A 20,855-nucleotide genomic window follows, 5' to 3' on the forward strand; every position below is an offset into this window, starting at 1 on the left:
CTGGCTCGGATACGCGGAGGCGGGGCAGCGATCCTTGTCGCCACGTGCGCGGCTCGACGATCGCCAGCGGGCACCGTGAACGACCTTGAAGGGGCGACTGAGCTGCCCCACGGGACCGTGGACGGTTGGAACGAGCGGAGCGCGAGATCGACTGGGGCTGGTCGGCCTCGGGGAGGCACAGCGCAGGAGTGTGGCAATTGTGTGGCAGCTAACTAACTGCTGGACGAACATCGGGAGAGCGGCGATAGAGTAACGGATCGTGTCTCAGCGTCAGTGCAGCACCGAGATCGGGGGCGGTGACAGCTTCGAGGCTGTCGCTCAGGCGTCCGCTCTCACGACAAGGACGACCGAGGGAACGCGAGGCGAGCCGCCGAGCTCGGCAGAATGCTCCTTGCGGGACTCATGGCACCAGACGGAGACGCTGAATGGCGTCGACACGGGGCCGGAGCGTCGCGCATCCGGGGTGGCCCATGGCCTGCGCTTCACGTTGCTCTACCACCCGGACCTGCGCCGGATCGGCGCGCGGGCAACCACGGTGGCCATCCCTGGGTACGCGGTACCCCTTTCTCGCCTCGAGCCCGAGTTCGCGCAGCCGCGCAGCCACGAGTGCGCGCCGCTCTGCGACCCTCATGTGAGCCGGAAACCTCACCTTGTGACGTGGGGCGCAGACGAGTCGGTGACCATCACGCCCGCGGGGCGGGGACAGCTGTCCGTCGATGGACAGCCCATCGACGAAACCCACCGGTTTTCTCCGGAGGCCCTGCGCGCAGGGCTGCTGTTGCAGCTCTCCAGGAGGATCGTGATCCTCGTCCATGCGGTGACCACCGCGCCCCCAGCGCCGAGATACGGGCTCGTCGGCGACAGCGACGCCCTCGAGGTGGTCCTCCGATCGATCGCGCGTGTCGCCGACCTTCAAGTCCCGGTCCTTCTTCGGGGGGAGACCGGCGCTGGCAAGGAGCGCGTCGCGCAGGCCATCCATCAGGCGAGCCCGCGGGCAGGTCGCCCCTGGCTCGCGGTGAACATGGCCGCGCTGGCCCCGACCACCGCGGTCGCGGAGCTGTTCGGGCACGCGAAAGGGGCCTTCACGGGCGCTCACCAGCGCCATGCCGGCCTCTTCGAGCGCGCGCACGGTGGGACGCTCTTCCTTGATGAGATCGGCGACATGTCGATGGATGTCCAGGCGATGCTGCTCCGGGCGCTCGAGACCGGCTCGATCCTGCCGCTCGGCGACACCGAGCAGCGCGCGGTGGATGTCAGGGTCATCGCGGCGACCGACGTCGACCTGGAGCAGGCCGTCGCGCAAGGCAGGTTTCGCGCGCCGCTGCTCCATCGGCTACAGGGCTATACCATCACCATTCCTCCGCTCCGCCAGAGCCGCGAGGACATTCCCCGCCTGCTGCTCCATTTTCTGCGCGAGGAGCTCGCGCGCGTCGGAGACCTGGGCCGGCTGGAGTCGCCCGCGGACGGCGCACTGCCGTGGTTTCCTCGATCCCTCATGGTGCGGCTGCTCCAGCACAGCTGGCCCGGCAATGTGCGTGAGCTCCGGAACGTCGCGCGGCAGCTCGTGATCTCCAGCCGCGGCGCGGACGCCATCGTCATCGATGAGAGCCTGGAGCGGATGCTGGAGCAAGCGCGTCATACAGCGCGGCCCCCGTCGGATGCGCCGCGCCTGTCCGAGAGGCGAGATGCGGACGCCTCCACGGCCAATCCAGCGGACCCCCCCATGGACCGGGAGGTCGACGAGGACGCCTTGCTCAGGGCGCTTCGGCAGAGCCACTGGTCGATCGGACCCGCGGCGGCGGCGCTCGGCGTCTCGCGCACCGCCCTCTACCGTCTCATCGAGCGAAGCCCTCACGTCCGCAAGGCGGCGGACATCCCGGAGGACGAGCTGATGCGCTGCCACCACGCGTGCGGCGGAGATCTCGACGCCATGTCGGCGCGTCTCGAGGTGTCGAAGCGGGGGCTGACGCTGCGCCTGCGGGAGCTCGGTCGCTCCGGGCGGCTGCGCGAAGCGCCGCCGGACTGACCGCGGGGGGCCGGACGGTCCGCGGACCGTCCGGCTCATGGGCGGTCGAGCGACTCAAGCGTCCAAAAACCGTCCGCCAGCGTTCACGGACGGTTCGTGGACGCTCCACGGACGGTTGAGCGGACCGCGCCGGGGGCAATGACGGGCTGAAATGGCCGGGGTTGGCGCCGCCTCGCCCCACGGCACTGGAGCTGCTTTACGGCGGCCGACGAGGGCGCGCTGCGCCGCCGCTCGACGGGCGCCGCGCGGGGCTCGCCGAGGGCAAAGATCGCGGATCTCGAAAGCTCGAGGCTGCGAGCCCGACGCCGCCGTGCGCCTTCGTCGGGAACATCTTGAGGAGCGATCCATGTACAAGGTTCGATATATAGCGTGGGGGGTCGCCTGGCTGCTCGCCGGGTGCGGAACCCACCAAGACGGGGCGGAGCGCGGGGACGCCCTGGTGCCCTTGTCCAACGTGCAAGAGGCGCTTGAGGCAGATCTTGACGACCTCGCGTCGCCGGAGAGTGAGATCGATCCTGCCGATGACCCGCTCGATCCGCTCAACCCTCCGCCCCCGGATCCGCCGGCGCCGCCGGAGGCGCTCGTGGTGCCCGACGACCCGATCGTGCCGACGAGCGACCGGGTCGGTGCGATTCCGGCGACCTGGGTCGTAGAGCAAGGACGCGCAACCTATCGAATCCCCATTGAAATTCCGAAAGGTCGTGCAGGAATGCAGCCAGACCTTGCGCTCTCCTACGAAAGCGGCGATGGGAACGGGCCGGAAGGCGTGGGGTGGAGCGTGACGGGGTTGTCCTCCATCAAGCGGTGCGCGAGGACAATAGCGACCGACGGAAGGCCGCGCGGAGTCAATTTTGACGACAAGGACGCGTATTGTCTGGACGGACAGAGATTGCTTTCTGTTCCGAACCCCGCCCTGCCGGACGCGATCGAGATGCGGACAGAGCGAGACTCCATGGCGCGCGTCCTCCTGTATGGCGGTCTGGCAGACCCAACGCGCTTCGAGGTGTGGGGCAAGGATGGGCGAATTTCTACCTACGAGCGCCTCGCAGCCAAGCGTATCAAGCCGACCACGGTGACGTCCGGTTACGTGGAGGAGAACGAGATCGGCGTCGCGTGGGTCCTGGCGCGGGTGGAGGACCGCGCCGGCAACGCGATGACGGTCTCGTACGACACGCGGCAGAATAGCTCGGCGCCGTTCGATTTTGCCTATGCGCCACGAAACATCGAGTACACGTCCCGACAGGGAGAGGCTCCGCGCAGGAAGGTCCGCTTCGTGTACGAGTCGAACCCGGACGATCAGTTTCGATATATCAGCGGCGTGCGCCTGAGCCAGCCCTGGCGGCTGCAGAGGCTGGAGATGTACGCGCTGGGCTGGCGATCGCCTGACACAACCCTGGCGTGGGAGTACCGGCTATCGTATGAGGAGAGCCCGACGACGGGACGCTCGCGGCTCCGCCGGGTTGAGCGGTGCGGAGCCGAGGGGTCGTGCCTGCGCGCCAAGGTGATGGAGTACGACGATACGCCCCTCGCGTTCGAGGCGAAGCCCGTCGCCGCGCACGACGCGCCGAAGCCGCACTGGCTGGACAATGAGCCGAAGCCGCTCGTGATCGACGCGGATGGGGACGGGCGCGATGACCTCATCTACCGTATCTTCGGCACGAACAGAGACTTCGGCACCCCCAGCTACGACGATCCTACGGAAAACTCGCTTTGGCTGCGCCTGGGGACCGCCGACGGCCTGGGAGCGCCCATTCGACTGCTAGCCGGCGCTGGCGTTGATGATACGCTCATGTTCTTCGTGGGGGCTTCCATCAAGGTGGATGTGAATGCCAGCGGGAAGATGGCATTTACAGCGCAGGGGTGGGGAGACCATCCGAGCTATCCGCTTCTCCGATTCAACCCGTCTACCAAGCGACTGGACTCCGCGGGGCTGACGTTCCCAGGACTCAATGGCGACGGCGGCTACAAACCGTTGCCCGCAGTCGCGGCAGACATCGACGGCGATGGTCGCGCAGATATCGTTTATCACGCTATGGATGAGTCAGGGGAGTTCAATATCCACTGGAACCGAGCGCCGTCATTTAGCTCACTACCTCAGATCGTCCAAGGACCCGTTGAGGTATGCCCCACCTCGCAGCGGGTTCTGGACAAGACCGGCGACGGGCGTGGGGACGTTCTGTTCGGCTGCGGATCAAAGCAGCTCCTGACGGCCGCCGACGCTGGAGCCATCATCATCGAGGACGCCGACGACCTCTACGGCGACGGGGACGACCTCGTCGTCGACATGAACGCGGACGGGCTCGACGATCTGGTCTATCCGATATTCGAAGACGACGCGACCGGTGTGCGCTGGAATACCGGTAGAGGGTTTGGACCCGTCGAAACGGTTCCGAACGGACCGATTCCTGATACATTGCAGAACACCGACGAGGGCTTGCGGACGGCCGAACTTAACGGTGACGGCCGCACTGATTTCGTCGTCTTCCGCAACTACCCGACCAGAGAGATCGAGGTGTCGCTGTCGACGAGCAGGGGCGGCTACCGACCGATCATAAAGTTGCCGTTCGACTCGGGGATGCTCTTCAACAACGGAGATATGCCTTGGGGCGCGTCGCGCGTCGGCGACTTCAACGGGGATGGGCAGACGGACCTGGTCCACGTCAACTCCACGACGTCTGACTGGGAGGTGCTGCTGAACCGCGGTGTTGACACCGATCGCGTGGTCGCCGTGAGAGACGAGTCCGCGGAGCAGCCGCAGGTCCGCTTCTTCTACGCGCGTGTGCGGCCCGACTCCCCCGACACATGCACCTATCCGCAAGTATGCCAGAAGCACGGGGTGCCGGTCGTGCAGCAGCTCTGGGAAAACCAGGGAAGTCAAGTCGCCGCCTTCCGCCGGACGATCTACGGCTACCGTGATCTGCGGTACGACTGGTCCTCTCGGAAGTCGCTGGGGTTCGGTGAGATTCGCATGTGGGAGCCCGAGCGCCCTCGAGAGACGCGGATCACCTACGACCACACGACCCGGATCGACTCCCGCTATGCTCTCGCCGGGTTGCCGTCCAAGACGGTGGTGATCACCCCCGTCCTCGGGCCATCGGTCGTAGGCGTACCTCCGGAGACGAGCGCGCCCACCACGCGCATCGTCGAGACGGTGAAGCAATATGCGGTCAGGCTGCTGCATTCCGGCCTCACGTACTTCGCCTACCCGTACGCATGGACCGAGAACGAGTGGGAGCAGGCGGCGACCATCGACCGGGAAGACTTCGCGTGGACCCATGTGACCTACGCAGGATCGAGCATGCCGAGCACGCGGCGCCAGCAGGTGGGGTCGCAGGCCCTCGATGAGTTCGCGAACGTCACCGAGGTGGCCACCTTCACGACGGGTGGGCAGCGTCATATCGTTTCGACGACGTACGACAACCTGACGGAGGACTGGCTCATCGGACTCCCGCGGCAGCGGCTCGAGACGGAGTACAAGACCGGGAGCACGCCCCCGGCGCCCCGCAAGGTCGAGTGGACGTACGACGATCGCGGCCTGGTGCGCGTCGTGGATATCGAAAAAGGGGACGCGAATGCGTCGATTCCGATCTCGATCACGTACAGCCGCAACCCGGACGGCCTCCCGTGGATGATCGTGCGCTCGCCGGTCAGCGGTGAGGACCGGCGGCAGTACATCGACTGGGGCGACGCGTCGCTCGGCGATGAGCGCGTTTTCCCCAAGCAGAGCTGGACGGAGGTGAATGGTATCGATCATTCGCGCTGGACTGTCTACCATCCCGCGACCGGAGATCTCGTCGCTGAGATGGACAGCGACGGCGTCACCGTGACGCGGCAGTACGACGAGTTCCACCGCTTGCGAGCGGAGACTCGGGAGGGCGGCACTCCCACCAACGTGACCTATGAACCGCTTCGCGAGGGTCCGCTGGTGACGGGGACGAGAGCGACGGTTGCGCGCGGCGGCGCCGTGGCGGCGGGTCGGGAAATCCTCTCCCTGGATGAGCTCTCGCGCCCGATCGAGATGGCCCACGAGCGCTTCGACGGAGCGCTCGCGAGCAGCCGCCAGAGCTATGACGTGCTGGGGCGCGTCGTTCGGACGACGCGGCCGGCCACGTCCGGAGAGACGGTGCAGGTCACTCGTTATAGCTACGACTCGCTCGACAGGCTCCTCGAGGAGCGGCGCCCGGATGGGAGCCGCGATCACTACGAGCATTCGCTCCTTGAGACCACCTCCTTCGACGCCGAGAGGCGCGAGCACCGCACCAAGATCGATTGGGACGGGCGCCTGGTGTCCAGCACCCGGGTCGCGACGGAGGGGACCCAGACGCTGCGCTACTTCTACGAGCCGTTCGGCCTGCTCGGCAAGGTGATCAACGAGTCCAGCGGGAATCTGGTGCTCCTGGAGCAACGTTATGATCAGCGCGGCCGGCGCAGGTGGTACAAGGAGCCTGTGTCGGCGGCGACGACCGTCACGTACAACGCGTTCGGTGAGGTGGTCACGCTCGCCGATTCGCTGTCCACGCGCACGTTCGGGCGCGACGCGCTGGGACGTGTCGAGACGATCGTGGACGACGATGGCGAGACCGAGCTCGTCTGGGATACGGCCCCGCACGGCGTCGGCCGGCTGGCCAGCTCTACCAGCCCGGACGGGGTCCAGAAGAGCTTTGCCTACGACCAGCACGGGCGGCCTGAGGCGACGACGTGGACGATCGACGGCCACGCGTACGTCATTCGGCAGACGTACGATGCGCTGGGGCGGGTGGATCTGCTAGAGTACCCGTCCGTGGAGGGAGCGGCCGGGTTTCAGGTGAAGCACCGCTACAACGCCCATGGCTACCTTCACGAGGTCGTCCGCCGCCTCGTGGCCGGAAATGGGACGATCAGCAGCGCGGTCTTTCTTCCGATCTGGCGCATGAACAGCCGCAACAGCGACGATCAGCCGCTCTCCGTTCAGCTGGGCGAGACGGTCGAGACGACGTACAGCTACGAGCCGCTCACAGGGCGGCTGGATCGGGTTCAGACTCCTGGGGCGTACGATCTCGACTACGACTACTATCTGGATGGCCGCGTCAAGCGACGCTACGACAGGCAGTCGAATCGGGACGAGACGTTCGGGTATGACGCGCGCGAGCAGCTCAGGTGGTGGGAGCTGCAGACCAGCACGACGTCGAAGAGGACGGATTACTCGTATGACGCCCTGGGAAACGTCAAGCAGGTGTTCGTCGGCGGCGCGCTTCGGGAGGAATACGTCTTCGGGCCGCCTTACAGGCCGAGCGAGGTCCGGATCGGCGGCGCGGTGGCGGACACGCTCTCGTACGACGTTCGCGGCCGCCTGTTCAGCCGAGGTGGGCCGCGCGCCCCGATGGGCGTGACGTTCACGGAGTTCGACCTGCCCCGGGTGGTAGCGCACCCGGGCGGGACGACCTCGTTCCGGTACGACGCCGACGGCAACCGTGTGATGAAGGAGGGCCCTTCGGAGGCGGTATTGACGCTCGGTCGGCTGTACGAGCGGCGGACGGCGGGAGCGCAGACAACCCACGTCTTCCATGTCTTCGCGGACGGCGAGGAGGTGGCGCAGCACCTCGTTCAACCGGACGGAAGCTCTCAGGATCGCTTCGTGCAGAAGGACGCGCTCGGAAGCGTGGGTGTGGTGCTGCGCCTGGATGGCAGCGTGCTGTCCCGGAGCTTCCATGAGCCCTTCGGTGGGCGCATCGACGAGAACGGGGGGCCGATCGCCGGTCTGCCCCTCGGGATCGGCGACGTGCGGACCGGGTTCACGGGGCACGAGCATGATGACGAGCTCGGCTGGATCGACATGCAGGGGCGCGTCTACGATCCGAGCCTGCGCCGGTTCCTCACGTCCGATCCCGTCATCCCGTCGCCGCTGACGGTACAAGGGTACAATCCCTATGCCTACGTCTTGAATGATCCTCTCAACCTGAGGGATCCGACGGGCTTCCAGCCGTGCGACGGGACGAACTGCACGCCCGAGACGATCGCGCCGCCGCCGGGCGTCATCATCGATGGCGACGGCACTGGCACGAAGGAGGTGGATGTCTTCGAGGACGGTGAGGAGCTCCTTCCCGAAGACGATGGCGCCATCGAGGGCTCCGGCGGCGACGGCGGAGCGGGTCCTGGCGGAGAAGGCGGGGAGGGCGGCCCCTCGTCGGAGTGGGACAGAGGGGAATCTGGGTTCAGCGTCGGTCCGATGACGGCGGGGGACATGCGCGAGCTCACGCACGTCTGCCTTGATGGTTGTGGCTTCGCGCCGCCGCCGGTCGGCCCGGTGTGCGACGTCGCCAATGCCTGCATCTACGCCGGGGAGGGTGACGCGGTGAACGCGACACTGAGCCTCGGCGCCGCCGTGCCTGGAGTCGGCGATGCCAGCAAGCTTTATTCCAGCGTGAAGCGTGCGGGACAGCTTGGGAAGGCTGGCAGGATGACGGGGGCAACTCACGCCGCAAGAAGAGTGGCTACCGCCCAGCGGCTCGCTGAAAAAATTTCTGGCAGTCTCAAGTGTTTTGGACGGTGCGCCGACTTCGCGAATGTACTTCAGAAGGGGCTACAGAAGAACGGCGTGTCCGGCACGCGCATCGAGATCCAGGTCGGCCATGGCATCACACCGTATTCAGACAAGCTCGGCGCGCTTGCCGAGCGTGGTCATGGTCACACTGTTATTCGAGTCGACGACACCGTGTTCGACAACTTCAGGCCCGGTGGCGTGTCATACTCGGAGTTCGTCAAGGATCTTGGCGGTTCGGACTTCTTCGGCACCCCGTACGTAAGGGTTATCGAGACCGCGTTCTAACAGGAGGCTACTGTGCCATTTTCCCCCAATGACCCTTGGCTGCTCGCGTTCTTGAAGCGTGTAAGCGTGCGTCCGGGCATGTTTCTCGGCGACGAGAATGTGAAGACGCTCGCGACATTTATTCATGGCTACCGCCAAGCCCGCATCGATCTCGGAATGCCGGAATTTGGCGCCAGAGAGTCGTCGCTATTGGATGAATTTGAGAAATGGCTAGCCGCCAAGCTTGACGATGCGCGAGATGTTGCGTGGCCCACGCTGGTTGCCACGCAGGATCCCGGTGAGCGGAATGTTCGGACGTTCTTCTTGCTGTTTGAGGAGTTTTTGCGGGAACGTGGCGATAGCTTGTCACGCTCTGCCGAGGTCCCGTGGCCGCCGTAGCGCCGGCCGCGCTGATTCTCTGCCGCAAGGGGAGGAGCAATAATCGACGCTTCCCTCGTTCGTTTGGTAGGGACACGTAGCGTCAAGCGTGTGGTCTGAGCGTCACAAGGGGCACCGCCCACGCATCGCCCTGGCCGTGGTCACTTGCGGTTTTCGCCCGGGTTGACGACGCTGGATGCGGGGCGGTGCCGGCCCGCCGCCCGCGTGGGCACCACTCGGCATCCTGGAGGCGAGGCACCGGTCCAGCTACGCCCCTATGCGGCCATAAAAGCCCGGCTACCTTCACTGGCCCGACAGGCTACCGGGTACCTCTCGCCTGGCCATGCGGCCTTTTCGCCCACGCTGGCCATCTCGCCCTCGAGCCGGTCCAGCTCTCCTGATCTCCCACCTCGCGAGATCGTCACCGTTTTCCCGTCTCCCCTCATTTACCCCGCGACCCCCCACGCCTCGCCGAGTTGGCGGCGGATGCTCGCTCGCGCCGGGGGGGCGCAGAGGCGGGCCGCCATCTCGGTACACCCGAGCCGCGCCGCGACCTTGTCGAGGCTGCACCCCTCCTCGTGCACCCGCCGGCACGCCTCGACCTGGCGCGCCGGGAGCCCCTCGCGCACCTGCTCGACCGCGGCCGCCATCCGGCGCGCGGCGAGCTCCTCGTCGGGCGGACCGCGGCGCGCGCGGGCGCGGCGCCGTCCAGCGTGTCGGCCGCGTCGAGCCGCCCGCGCCGGCAACTCGCGTGCGTTCGTGCGCCGGTCAGCCGACCCTGTGCTCGACGCTCGGCGCCAGGGCCTTCTGGCGAAGCTCGAAGTTGAAATGCTGGAGCACCCAGCGCTCCGCGTCGGTCATGGACGAGAAGACCCTGACGGGATGCGGAGGCGGCTTCAGCCAGTTGAGCGCGGTCAGGATGCCGTTCACCAGGCTGGAATCGCCCACGATGCCGGACGCGAGCAGGTGCGCGCGCGCCTGCTTCACGTGGTCGACGTACATCTGCGCGACGGCTCGCCGCTGCACGGCGTTCGGCATGCTGCTGCCGCGCGTGTCGTTGATCAGGCTGAACGGCCCCGAGACGATGAGCTCGATCATGCCCCTCATCAGCACGTCCCAATCGTCCTGGGTGTAGTGCTCGCCGGCCCGCATCACGACCAGCGGATAGCGCGAGCGGTCCAGCTCAATCGGCAAGGTGATCAACGAGTCCAGCGGGAATCTGGTGCTCCTGGAGCAACGTTATGATCAGCGCGGCCGGCGCAGGTGGTACAAGGAGCCCGCGTCGGCGGCGACGACCGTCACGTACAACGCGTTCGGTGAGGTGGTCGCGCTCGCCGATTGGATGTCCACGCGCACGTTCGAGCGCGACGCGCTGGGACGTGTCGAGAGGATCGTGGACGACGATGGCGAGACCGAGTTCGTCTGGGATACGGCCCCGCACGGCGTCGGCCGGCTGGCCAGCTCTACCAGCCCGGACGAGGTCCAGAAGAGCTTCGCCTACGACGAGCACGGGCGGCCTGAGGCGACGACGTGGACGATCGACGGTCACGCGTACGTCATTCGGCAGACGCACCACGCGCTGGGGCGGGTGGATCTGCTAGAGTACCCGTCCGTGGAGGGAGCGGCCGGGTTTCAGGTGAAGCACCGCTACAACGCCCATGGCTACCTTCACGAGGTCGTCCGCCGCCTCGTGGCCGGAAATGGGACGATCAGCAGCGCGGTCTTTCTTCCGATCTGGCGCATGAACAGCCGCAACAGCGACGATCAGCCGCTCTCCGTTCAGCTGGGCGAGACGGTCGAGACGACGTACAGCTACGAGCCGCTCACAGGGCGGCTGGATCGGGTTCAGACTCCTGGGGCGTACGATCTCGACTACGACTACTATCTGGATGGCCGCGTCAAGCGACGCTACGACAGGCAGTCGAATCGGGACGAGACGTTCGGGTATGACGCGCGCGAGCAGCTCAGGTGGTGGGAGCTGCAGACCAGCACGACGTCGAAGAGGACGGATTACTCGTATGACGCCCTGGGAAACGCCAAGCAGGTGTTCGTCGGCGGCGCGCTTCGGGAGGAATACGTCTTCGGGCCGCCTTACAGGCCGAGCGAGGTCCGGATCGGCGGCGCGGTGGCGGACACGCTCTCGTACGACGTTCGCGGGCGCCTGTTCAGCCGAGGTGGGCCACGCGCCCCGATGGGCGTGACGTTCACGGAGTTCGACCTGCCCAGGCTGGTAGTGCGCGGGGGCGGAACGACCTCGTTCCAGTACGACGCCGACGGCAACCGTGTGATGAAGGAGGGCCCTTCGGAGACGGTATTGACGCTCGGTCGGCTGTACGAGCGGCGGACGGCGGGAGCGCAGACAACCCACGTCTTCCATGTCTTCGCGGACGGCGAGGAGGTGGCGCAGCACCTCGTTCAACCGGACGGAAGCTCTCAGGACCGCTTCGTGCAGAAGGACGCGCTCGGAAGCGTGGGCGTGGTGCTGCGCCCGGATGGCAGCGTGCTCTCCCGGAACTTCCATGAGCCCTTCGGTGGGCGCATCGACGAGAACGGAGGGCCGATCGCCGGTCTGCCCCTCGGGATCGGCGACGTGCGGACCGGGTTCACGGGGCACGAGCATGATGACGAGCTCGGCTGGATCGACATGCAGGGGCGCGTCTACGATCCGAGCCTGCGCCGGTTCCTCACGTCCGATCCCGTCATCCCGTCGCCGCTGACGGTACAAGGGTACAATCCCTATGCCTACGTCTTGAATGATCCTCTCAACCTGAGGGATCCGACGGGCTTCCAGCCGTGCGACGGGACGAACTGCACGCCCGAGACGATCGCGCCGCCGCCGGGCGTCATCATCGATGGCGACGGCACTGGCACGAAGGAGGTGGATGTCTTCGAGGACGGTGAGGAGCTCCTTCCCGAAGACGATGGCGCCATCGAGGGCTCCGGCGGCGACGGCGGAGCGGGTCCTGGCGGAGAAGGCGGGGAGGGCGGCCCCTCGTCGGAGTGGGACAGAGGGGAATCTGGGTTCAGCGTCGGTCCGATGACGGCGGGGGACATGCGCCAGCTCACGCACGTCTGCCTCGATGCTTGTGGCTTCGCGCCGCCGCCGGTCGGCCCGGTGTGCGACGTCGCCAATGCCTGCATCTACGCCGGGGAGGGTGACGCGGTGAACGCGACACTGAGCCTCGGCGCCGCCGTGCCTGGAGTCGGCGATGCCAGCAAGCTTTATTCCAGCGTGAAGCGTGCGGGACAGCTTGGGAAGGCTGGCAGGATAGCGGGAGCAACTCAGGCCGCAAGGGGGGCACCTCAGCTGATGTCAGGAGTCCGCGGATTCGCATCTGAGGCGCATCTGGAGCGCCATTTTGCGAAGCATGCCTCGGAGTGGGGGGCGGGCAACATCACGAAGATGGGCTACGCGAAGCGGGCAGAGGCTCTGCTTCGTTCACCAGTCGGAGGTGACGTCCAAGGCTTTACCTCGAAGCAGGGCTGGACATCCAGATACAACTCCCAGACGAACGAATTCGCCACGATGAAGCCGGACGGGACGATTGAGACCCCTTTCCGCCCTCGCGATGGGGCGAGCTATTGGGCCGACCAGGTTGAGAGGTATGGACCATGACGCAATCTGAGCTTTACGAGTGCCCTTGCTGCGGCCAACGCACTCTCGACGGACGAGGGCATTACGACATCTGCGCAACGTGCAATTGGGAGGACGATCCGCTCCAGGAGGAGAAGCCCGATTACGAAGGCGGAGCAAATCGGGTTAGCCTCAACACGGCACGCCGCAACTTTGCGCTGCATGGGACGAGCGATCCTGAGCAGGACGGCTCGGGTCAGTCCCGCTCTCGTTGAAGCCCCTCACATCACTCGTCTTCCTCTCCGTGAAGGCCGCCCTCTACCTCCGGGGCTCGAGTTGTTGAGAGGGAGTAGTCTCGGCTCTAAGCCCGGCGTTACAGGACGCGGTCGACCTTTTCGCCGGCCTATCTATCCACCGGAGCCCCGCCGCACGATGACGTCCGGGGTGTAATTCCGTTTGCGTTCATCCCGACCGGCGCGCCGGCGATCCGGCGCGCGGGTCAGCCGACCCTGTGCTCGACGCTCGGCGCCTGGACCTGCCGGCGGAGCTCGAAGGTGAAATGCTGGAGCACCCAGCGCTCCGCGTCGGTCATGGACGAGAAGACCCTGACGGGATGCGGAGGCGGCTTCAGCCAGTTGAGCGCGGTCAGGATGCCGTTCACCAGGCTGGAATCGCCCACGATGCCGGACGCGAGCAGGTGCGCGCGCGCCTGCTTCTCGTAGTCGACGTACATCTGCGCGACGGCTCGCCGCTGCACGGCGTTCGGCATGCTGCTGCCGCGCGTGTCGTTGATCAGGCCGAACGGCCCCGAGACGATGAGCTGGATCATGCCGCGCATCAGCACGTCCCAATCGTCCTGGGTGTAGTGCTCGCCGGCCCGCATCACGACCAGCGGATAGCGCGAACGATCCAGCTCAATTCCGCGAGCCAACGCAGCCTCCGTCCCGACGAACGCCACGCTGGCCCGAAACGCGGATGGGTTCGTACGAGAGGGCGGTCGCGGAGCATGCTGCGGTCATGTACGTCCCGGTCGGCCCAGAAGGGCGGCATTCCAATGAAGAGCAAAGCGATCCGCGGCTGTCAACGACAAATCACGGCGCTGACCCGAGGTGACGAACATCTCCTGCACGCCTCGCGCTTCTCTGGACAGCTACGCTGTATCCATCATTTCTGCGCGCCGGAGGGGCCGTCGCGCGCGATGGCCGGAACGCGGACGCAAGTGCCCGGAATTATTGCCCAATCTCGGCTGTGCTCGGCGCTCCTCCGTCTCCTCTCTGCCTCCACGTCGGTGGCACCGGCGGCGACGCTGGCGCCGCCGACGCGGAGCCAGAGCCGCGGACGTGAGGCGGCGCCCTGTCACCCGCCGTCGTGGGGCCCCGGAAACACCGGTCCCGGCGCGAGCAGCTGAGTGCCGTTCATCAACCAGACCGCCGCCTGGTTCGTTCCTGTGGCGGACCAGAGCACGTCCGCCATGCCGTCGAAATTGCTGTCGGCGGCGGGGCACGCCACCCAGCCGCGGCCGAGCGGCCCCGGGATCTCCGGTCCTGCCGAGATCACCAGGGTGCCGCCCTCCATCAGCCAGACGGCCATGAGGTTCTGCGCCGTGTTGTTCCAGAGCACGTCCGCCATGCCGTCGGCGTTGTAGTCCCGCGCGGTGACGACGTGAAAGCCGCGGCCGAGCCCGGGGATGACCGGCCCCGGCGCGAGCACCTGAACGCCGTCCATCAGCCAGACGGCTATCAGGCTCTGCTCCTTGTTCTCCCAGAGCACGTCTGCCATGCCGTCGCGGTTGAAGTCCCTCGCGCCGCGCGCCACCCAGCCCTGGCCGAGCGGCCCCGGGATGATCGGCCCCGGCGAGAGCAGCTGCGGTCCCTCCATCATCCATGTCGTCATCACGTTCTGGTCCTTGTCGTTCCAGATCACGTCCGCCATCCCGTCGCGGTTCAGATCGGCCACCGCGACCACCTTCCAGCCCCGTCCGAGCGGCCCGGGGATGACCGGCCCCGGCGAGAGCAGCTGGCTCCCTTCCATCAGCCATATGGCCACCAGGTTCTGGTCGATGTTGCGCCAGAGCACATCCGCCATGCCGTCGGAGTTGAAGTCACCCGCGTTGGCCGCCTCCCAGCCCTGGCCGAGCGGCCCCGGGATGATCGGCCCCGGTGCGACCAGCTGGGTCCCCTCCATCAGCCAGATCGCCGCCAGGCTCTTCTCGGGGTGCTCCCAGAGCACATCCACCATCTCGTCGCGATTGAAGTCATTCATACGAACGGCCTTCCACCCACCCCCGCTCGCCCTCTGCGTCGCGCGTCCCAGGGACGACGCCGCGGGCTCGTCGGACCAGCGATCGTGGTCCGGATCGATGCCCGGCGTGCAGGTCGCCATGAGGGGAATCGCAGCGATAGCGCACAGCGCAGCCCCTGTAGCCGCAGACCCTCTCATACTCGCCTCGCTTGCGCCTCGGGCGCGGGCGCAGGCGCCGGCGCGGGAGATCCGATCCAGCCCGTGGCCCTGAGCACGCCGAGCACGTACGCGGGCCGATAGCAAGCGCAAGGCCACCGAGGCGATGTCGTGCGCCCGATCTCGGCGCAGTCACCACATGTTACCTCATCGGGCCATTCCCCGCTTTTTGCATCGAGGGGGTCACAGGTCTCCTCTGCTCATCGAGCAGGGCGCCCTCCAGGGCGCTGGGCGCATACCACGTCGGTCGATCTCGCTTCCGGCCGCTCGTCGCCGCCTCCGGAAGAAGAGGCCTTTCGGGACACCGTGACGTCGAGGGAGACAATCCGTTCGGGCCGCTTCGCGGAAGGATGGCTGTCGCGGAGAGCGTCAGTTGAGGCCAGCGGCGACGCTGGCGAGACCGACCGTGAGATGGACGGCGGTGACGCCGATGAGGGTGCGGTGGCGCGCGTAGAAGAGGCCGAAGAGGACGCTCGCGGCGAAGGTGATGACCGCGAAGGCCAGCGAGACGTAGAGGTGGAACACGCCGAAGAGCACCGAGGTGACCACGATGGGCGCGAGGCGTCCGGCGTCGGGCAGGAGCCGCTCGAGCGAGGTCTGGATCACGCCGCGCGCGATGAACTCCTGGAGCAGGCAGTGCGGCCCGTAGCTCGCGAGGAAGATCGCGAACTCGAGGTGTGAGTACCCCGCGACCGAGCCCCAGTCGAGCAACGGCTCGCCGCGCAGGGCGGGGCCCGCGCGGAGCGCGAGGCACGCCGCGAAGGCCATGGCGGCGATGACGAGCGCTTCGCGGAGGCTATGCCGCGCGCCCGAGAGCGTCACGCCGAGCCGCGCGAGCGGCAGCGGCTGCCGCCGGACGAACCACCCGATCGGCACGAGGAGCAGCAGCAAGAAACCCCACGAATAGCCCATCTGGAGCAGCGGCGGCAGATCGGGGTGGATGAGATCCCGGACGAGCTGCGCGACGCCGAAGAGGGCGATGACGACGAAGAAGAACGCCGCGAGCTCCCGGCGCAGCTCCAGGGCGTCCCGGCCGCCGCGGCGGAGGAGCTCGATCTCGAGGCGGAGCAGGTCGTGATCGGCGCCGCTCGCCACGGCCAGCCCAGCGCGCTCGGTCGAGCGGTCGCGCCGACCGGTCGACGGGCGCGCGTCGCGGGCGGCGGAGCCGGCGAGGAAAGGAACATGGTGGGGGTCGATCACGTCGGAGGAGGATTCGAGCAAGCTCATAAGAGTATCCCCATTGAACCAGCCATGATGTCACGTCTCTCGGCGAGCGATCAAGCGCGGAAGAGGTCCGCCGTTGTAGCAGCCAGCGCGGTTCGCGTTGTTCACGCTGTTTACGCCGCTTACGCCGCTCACGCCGCTCACGGCGCTCACGCCGCTCACGGCGCTCACGCCGCTCACGGCGCTCACGCCGCTCACGTCGCTTACGTTGTTCACGCCGTTCCGATCGTTCACGCCGCTTACGTCTGGTCCCAGCGGCGGGCACCCGGCAGGCGCGGAGCAGCAGGCCCAGCCGTCGGTCGACGCTTCGCGCGCTCTGCGCGCTCTGCGCGTTCCGCGAGCTGCGAGCTTTGCCATGGGCGCGCATGCCGCTATCAGAGAGGTCGTTCCTCCGAACCCGGCGCGCTGCCACGGACGAGCGGGCGCCGAGCTGGGCGAGGGCGGTACGACAGGGGGCAGACAACACCGTGCGGCTCGGGATCCGGCTTCAGCTCTTGTTCGCGATCGGCGCGCTGCTCCTCCTGGCGTTCGTGCCGCTCTTCTTCGCCGTGGCGAGCCTCACGCGGGCCACGATGAGCGGCGCGCGCGCGTCGAGCGCCCGCGCGATCGGCCGCGCCATCGCCGGGCACGTGGCCGCGGCGCGGACGACGCGGTCCGCCCCGGAGCTCTCGCTCCTGCTCGAGGCGCAGGTCGGCCCGGACGGGGCGTCGGCGATCGGCGTCTACGACGCGGCGGGGGCGCTCTCGGGCCGCGCCGGGGAGCCAGAGATCGCGGCGGCGCTGCCGGCCTCGGTGGAGGCCGGCACGGAGGTGCTGAAGACGGTGCGGACGGCGCGCGGCGATGCGCTCCTGGTGGTCGTCCCGGAGCCTGCGCGCGAGGCGGCGCCTCTCGCGGAGCCGGCGCCCGCGGCGTCGACGGGCTCCGTGGCCGTGCTGGTGCCGACCGACCCGTCGACGGTGGCCGCCGCGCCGCTCGTGCGGATCGTGGCGCTCTACACGGGCATCGTGGCGCTGGCGCTGCTCGTGTTCGCGTACATCTCCATGACGCACCTCGTGGTGCGGCCGATCGACGCGGTGTCGCAGGCCGCGCGCCGCGTGGCCGGCGGGGCGCGCGACCTGGAGGTGCCGCGGGCCGGCGCGCGGGAGCTCGCGGAGCTGGGCGCGAGCCTCGCGCTCATGACGGGCCGCCTCCGCGCCGACGAGGAGTCGCTGCGGGCGAAGATCGCCGAGGTCGAGCGCTACGCGGCGGACCTGAAGAGCGCGCAGGAGCGGCTGGTCCGCTCGGAGCGGCTCGCGTCCGTGGGGCGCCTGGCGGCGGGGCTCGCGCACGAGATCGGCAACCCGCTCGCGGCGATCCTCGGCCTGCAGGATCTGCTGCTCGCCGGGGGCCTCACGCCGGCCGAAGAGCGCGATTTCGTCGAGCGGATGAAGCGGGAGACGGAGCGGATCCACAAGATCCTGCGCGACCTGCTCGACTTCGCCCGGCCCGCGGCGCGCGGCGCGGCCGAGGGCGGCGATGATGGAGAGGCAGGACGCCACCCCTCCGGGTCGGTCGCGGAGGCGATCGACGATGTCGTCTCGCTCGTGGCGCCGCAGAGGGCGTTCCGCGCGATCGAGCTCGAGCGGGACGTCGCGCCCGACGTTCCGGCCGTGCCGCTCGCGCACGGGCAGCTCGTGCAGGTGCTCCTGAACCTGCTCCTGAACGCGGCCGACGCGGTCCCGCGCGTCGGGGGGCGCGTGGCGGTGCGCGCGTCGCGGGGCGCGTGCGGGGGCGCGCGGATCGAGGTCGAGGACAACGGGCCGGGGATCGCCGAGGAGGTCCGCGAGACGCTGTTCGAGCCGTTCATCACGACCAAGGAGGTCGGCGAGGGGACGGGGCTCGGGCTCGCTGTGTGCCGGGGGCTCGTCGAGGCGGCCGGCGGCTCGATCGGGGTCGAGCGAGGCGCGGACGGCGGGGCGCGGTTCGTGGTGCTGCTGCCGGGCGCAGCGCAGCGCGAGGCGAGCGAGCCGCCGTGAGGCCACGCTGGCCCACGTCGGCCTGCGTCAGTTCACGTCAGTCCACGTCAGTTCACGTCAGTTCACGTCCCGCCCTGCAGACGGCCAGGGGCGCTCGCCGCCGATCTGATCGAGCTCTTTCCGAAGCTCGTCGGTCGGCGCGAGCACCTGCATCCGCTCGAGCACGCTGCGCAGCCGCGACGCGTCCGAGCGGCTCGAGTAGATCGACCGCAGGTTGTTCAGCATGCGCACCAGGATCTGCCGCTTCTGCGCGGGCACGAGCAGCCGCGGATCCGGATCGCGCGTGGTGCCCGTGGCGCGGGTGTGCAGCGCGCGCAGGTCGTCCCGGCCGAGCAGGCGGCCCTCGAACGGGTCGATGAGCAGCACGCCGCCGCGGACCGGCGTCCTCACGAGGAAATGGCCCGGGAACGAGACGCCCTGGGCCTCGAGGCCCGCGCGCCAGCACACCTCGAGGAGGACGACGCCCAGCGTGATGGGGATGCCCGTCCGGCGATCCAGGACCTCGTGCAGGTAGCTGTTCTTCGGGTCGTAGTAGTCCCCGGAGTTGCCGTGGAACCCGAGGTCGCCGTAGAACCAGCGGAGCAGCTGCTCGATGGGGCCGCTGCCCGGCGTCGCCTCCGCGGCGCGCAGGGGGCGATCGACAGCGCGCCGCGCCTCGCCGCCGAGCCGGTCGAGCACGCCGAGGTAGTGCGGGATGTCGAGGCCCGGGTACGCGGCGTCGTCGATCAGGAGCGCCGCCTCGGCGAGGTCGAGCTCGTCCTCCGGTCTCCCGGCGATATGCGCAAAGAGCGTCAGACTCACCGGCGCGGCCATTGGACCGAGCGTAGCGCCACCCGATGGAGATGGTCTAGGCGTCCCGGTCGCCGTCGTCGAGCCACGCGTCGACGCGGACCCCGACCAGGTTGCGCTTCTCCATCGCCGCCAGGATGCGCGGGAGCGCCAGGGGCCCCGCGGGGGCGTGGTCGTCGCGCTCGGCCGCGTCGTGGAGCAGCACGATGGCCCCGTCGCGGAGCCCCGGGATGATCCGCCCCGCCACCCGCCCGGGGTCCGCCCCGGGGAGCCCGTCGAACCCCCGCGCCGACCAGCCGATTACGTCGAGGTCGAGCGCGTCCACCACGCGGGCGATGCGCGGGCTCGTGTGGCCGACGGGCGGCCTGAAGAAGGTGGGGCGGGCGCCGGTGATGCGCTCGATGACGTCGAGCCCCTGCCGGAGGTCGCGCTCGACCCGACGGGCCGAGCGCAGCGAGAAGAGCCGGTCGTGCGCGTGGCTGTGCAGGCCGATGGCGTGGCCCCGCGCCGCGATCTCGCGGACGAGCTCCGGGTGGGCCTCGGCCTTGCGGCCGATGACGAAGAACGTCGCCTTCACGCCCGCCTCGTCGAGGAGCGCGAGGACCGCCGGCGTGTGCTCCGGGCTCGGCCCGTCGTCGAAGGTCAGCGCCACGCCCCGCGCGCCGGGCGGGCCGCGCTTCACGACGTCGACGAACATGCCGAGCCCGAGGAAGAAGACCCCGCACAGGATGAGGGCGACGTAGCCGGCGATGGCCGCGCACGCGACCGCGATGGGCACCGGCGCGACGAGCAGCGAGCGCGCGACCAGCGCGAGCGCGCCCAGCGACGCGGCATAGAGGAGGGCCCGCGCGAACGGCACGGGTTACTTCTTCGCGCGCTTCTTTTCGGGCTCGACCTCGAGGTCGTCGTCGAGCTCGTCCGCCGCGGCGGAGGCGGCGATGCGCTTGTTGTTGCCCCCGGCCGCCGCCTTCACCGCCGGCTTCGCGCCCGGCTTCTCCTCGTCCGAGGGGTCGTTGTCGGCCTCGTAGAAGCCGCCGAGGAGCGCGGCGATCGCGGCGAGCGACGTGATCGCCAGGCCGCCGAACGTCCCGGTGCTCCCCGCGGCCTCGCCGAGCGACAGGTTCGCGCCCCCGAGCTCGCCGAGCGGCACAGGCACCGGCACCGTGAGCCACCTGCGCGCGGCGTACATCAGGCCAGCGCCGAGCAGCGCTCCGACGAAGGCCTTCATCCCCGCCTCGATCTTCGCGTCCTTCGCCCAGATGGGCTTGCCCGCGATCAGCCCCACGAGGACCCCGGCGAGCGCCGCGGCCACGTAAGCGATGATCGCCACCGGCGCGGCGAAGCCGAGCTTCGCCAGCGCGAAGCCCAGCAGGCCCCCCACGATGAGCCCCTTCACAACCCCGAGGATCAGGCGACCCAGCATCAGATCCATCCTTGGCACGACGCGGGGCGCCGTTCAACATGGCGCGGCGCCATGGCGCCGTTGAAACGCGGCCCCGCGCGGTCGCGTTCCGCGTCGTTCCGTACCGTTCCGCGTCGTTCCGCGTCGTTCCGCGTCGTTCCGCGTCGTTCCGCGTCGTTCCGCGTCGTTCCGCAGGGCGCCGCGTT

The 20,855-nt window shown here is 68.4% G+C and carries 15 protein-coding genes; 6 read left to right on the forward strand and 9 right to left on the reverse strand.

The window, feature by feature from the left end; translation table 11 throughout:
- The first annotated feature begins 391 nt into the window (after window positions 1–391).
- From WMF14_RS45375 to WMF14_RS45385, 3 genes are all read left to right on the forward strand, one after another.
- The gene (locus WMF14_RS45375; protein WP_437796789.1) at window positions 392–2,026 is read left to right on the forward strand and encodes a sigma 54-interacting transcriptional regulator; all 1,635 of its coding nucleotides are present in this window, start codon (window positions 392–394) and stop codon (window positions 2,024–2,026) included.
- 346 nt (window positions 2,027–2,372) lie between these two features.
- On the forward strand, window positions 2,373–8,831 hold the full coding sequence (locus WMF14_RS45380; protein WP_437796791.1) for an RHS repeat-associated core domain-containing protein: 6,459 nt from the start codon (window positions 2,373–2,375) through the stop codon (window positions 8,829–8,831).
- A 78-nt stretch (window positions 8,832–8,909) separates the two neighbouring features.
- Window positions 8,910–9,209 carry a hypothetical protein gene (locus WMF14_RS45385; RefSeq protein WP_437796793.1) on the forward strand — a complete coding sequence of 100 codons (300 nt, stop codon included), beginning with the start codon at window positions 8,910–8,912 and terminating at the stop codon, window positions 9,207–9,209.
- A 425-nt stretch (window positions 9,210–9,634) separates the two neighbouring features.
- On the opposite strand, the gene WMF14_RS45390 is transcribed toward WMF14_RS45385, so the two are convergent.
- Together WMF14_RS45390 and WMF14_RS45395 are read right to left on the reverse strand one after the other, a co-directional pair.
- The gene (locus tag WMF14_RS45390) at window positions 9,635–9,838 is read right to left on the reverse strand and encodes a hypothetical protein (RefSeq protein WP_437796795.1); all 204 of its coding nucleotides are present in this window, start codon (window positions 9,836–9,838) and stop codon (window positions 9,635–9,637) included.
- A gap of 118 nt (window positions 9,839–9,956) precedes the next feature.
- Window positions 9,957–10,382: a hypothetical protein gene (locus WMF14_RS45395; protein ID WP_437796797.1), complete on the reverse strand. Its 426-nt coding sequence runs from the start codon at window positions 10,380–10,382 to the stop codon at window positions 9,957–9,959.
- 1 nt (window position 10,383) lies between these two features.
- Here WMF14_RS45395 and WMF14_RS45400 point away from each other — a divergent pair, with 1 nt between their 5' ends.
- Window positions 10,384–12,804, forward strand: a complete 2,421-nt coding sequence (locus tag WMF14_RS45400; protein WP_437796798.1) for an RHS repeat-associated core domain-containing protein — start codon at window positions 10,384–10,386, stop codon at window positions 12,802–12,804.
- Window positions 12,801–13,037, forward strand: a complete 237-nt coding sequence (locus WMF14_RS45405) for a CPCC family cysteine-rich protein (RefSeq protein ID WP_437796800.1) — start codon at window positions 12,801–12,803, stop codon at window positions 13,035–13,037. The genes WMF14_RS45400 and WMF14_RS45405 overlap by 4 nt, the downstream gene beginning before the upstream one ends.
- Before the next feature lie 224 nt (window positions 13,038–13,261).
- Here the strand turns inward: WMF14_RS45405 and WMF14_RS45410 are convergent, their stop codons facing one another.
- The 4 genes from WMF14_RS45410 to WMF14_RS45425 all read right to left on the reverse strand — a co-directional run bounded on the left by WMF14_RS45410 (window position 13,262) and on the right by WMF14_RS45425 (window position 16,659).
- Window positions 13,262–13,693 (reverse strand): hypothetical protein, encoded by a 432-nt coding sequence (locus tag WMF14_RS45410; protein ID WP_437796802.1) that lies wholly within the window; start codon window positions 13,691–13,693, stop codon window positions 13,262–13,264.
- Between the two features lie 425 nt (window positions 13,694–14,118).
- The gene (locus WMF14_RS45415; protein WP_437796803.1) at window positions 14,119–15,024 is read right to left on the reverse strand and encodes an FG-GAP repeat domain-containing protein; all 906 of its coding nucleotides are present in this window, start codon (window positions 15,022–15,024) and stop codon (window positions 14,119–14,121) included.
- Window positions 15,025–15,588: 564 nt separating this feature from the next.
- Window positions 15,589–16,446 (reverse strand): CPBP family intramembrane glutamic endopeptidase, encoded by an 858-nt coding sequence (locus WMF14_RS45420; RefSeq protein ID WP_437796805.1) that lies wholly within the window; start codon window positions 16,444–16,446, stop codon window positions 15,589–15,591.
- Window positions 16,447–16,476: 30 nt separating this feature from the next.
- Window positions 16,477–16,659 carry a hypothetical protein gene (locus WMF14_RS45425; RefSeq protein ID WP_437796807.1) on the reverse strand — a complete coding sequence of 61 codons (183 nt, stop codon included), beginning with the start codon at window positions 16,657–16,659 and terminating at the stop codon, window positions 16,477–16,479.
- A gap of 251 nt (window positions 16,660–16,910) precedes the next feature.
- Here WMF14_RS45425 and WMF14_RS45430 point away from each other — a divergent pair, with 251 nt between their 5' ends.
- Entirely contained in the window at window positions 16,911–18,458 is a 1,548-nt protein-coding gene (locus WMF14_RS45430; RefSeq protein WP_437796809.1) for an ATP-binding protein, read from the forward strand.
- Window positions 18,459–18,515: 57 nt separating this feature from the next.
- On the opposite strand, the gene WMF14_RS45435 is transcribed toward WMF14_RS45430, so the two are convergent.
- The 3 genes from WMF14_RS45435 to WMF14_RS45445 are packed head-to-tail and all read right to left on the reverse strand — an operon-like array spanning window position 18,516 to window position 20,670.
- On the reverse strand, window positions 18,516–19,271 hold the full coding sequence (locus tag WMF14_RS45435; protein WP_276596780.1) for a transglutaminase-like domain-containing protein: 756 nt from the start codon (window positions 19,269–19,271) through the stop codon (window positions 18,516–18,518).
- 34 nt (window positions 19,272–19,305) lie between these two features.
- Window positions 19,306–20,106, reverse strand: coding sequence for a polysaccharide deacetylase family protein (locus tag WMF14_RS45440; RefSeq protein ID WP_437796811.1), 801 nt, complete (start codon window positions 20,104–20,106; stop codon window positions 19,306–19,308).
- 3 nt (window positions 20,107–20,109) lie between these two features.
- Window positions 20,110–20,670 carry a hypothetical protein gene (locus WMF14_RS45445; RefSeq protein ID WP_272096091.1) on the reverse strand — a complete coding sequence of 187 codons (561 nt, stop codon included), beginning with the start codon at window positions 20,668–20,670 and terminating at the stop codon, window positions 20,110–20,112.
- Window positions 20,671–20,855 lie beyond the last annotated feature (185 nt).

The organism is Sorangium sp. So ce693 (assembly GCF_051521375.1).
Taxonomy (GTDB): Bacteria; Myxococcota_A; Polyangia; order Polyangiales; family Polyangiaceae; genus Sorangium; species Sorangium atrum.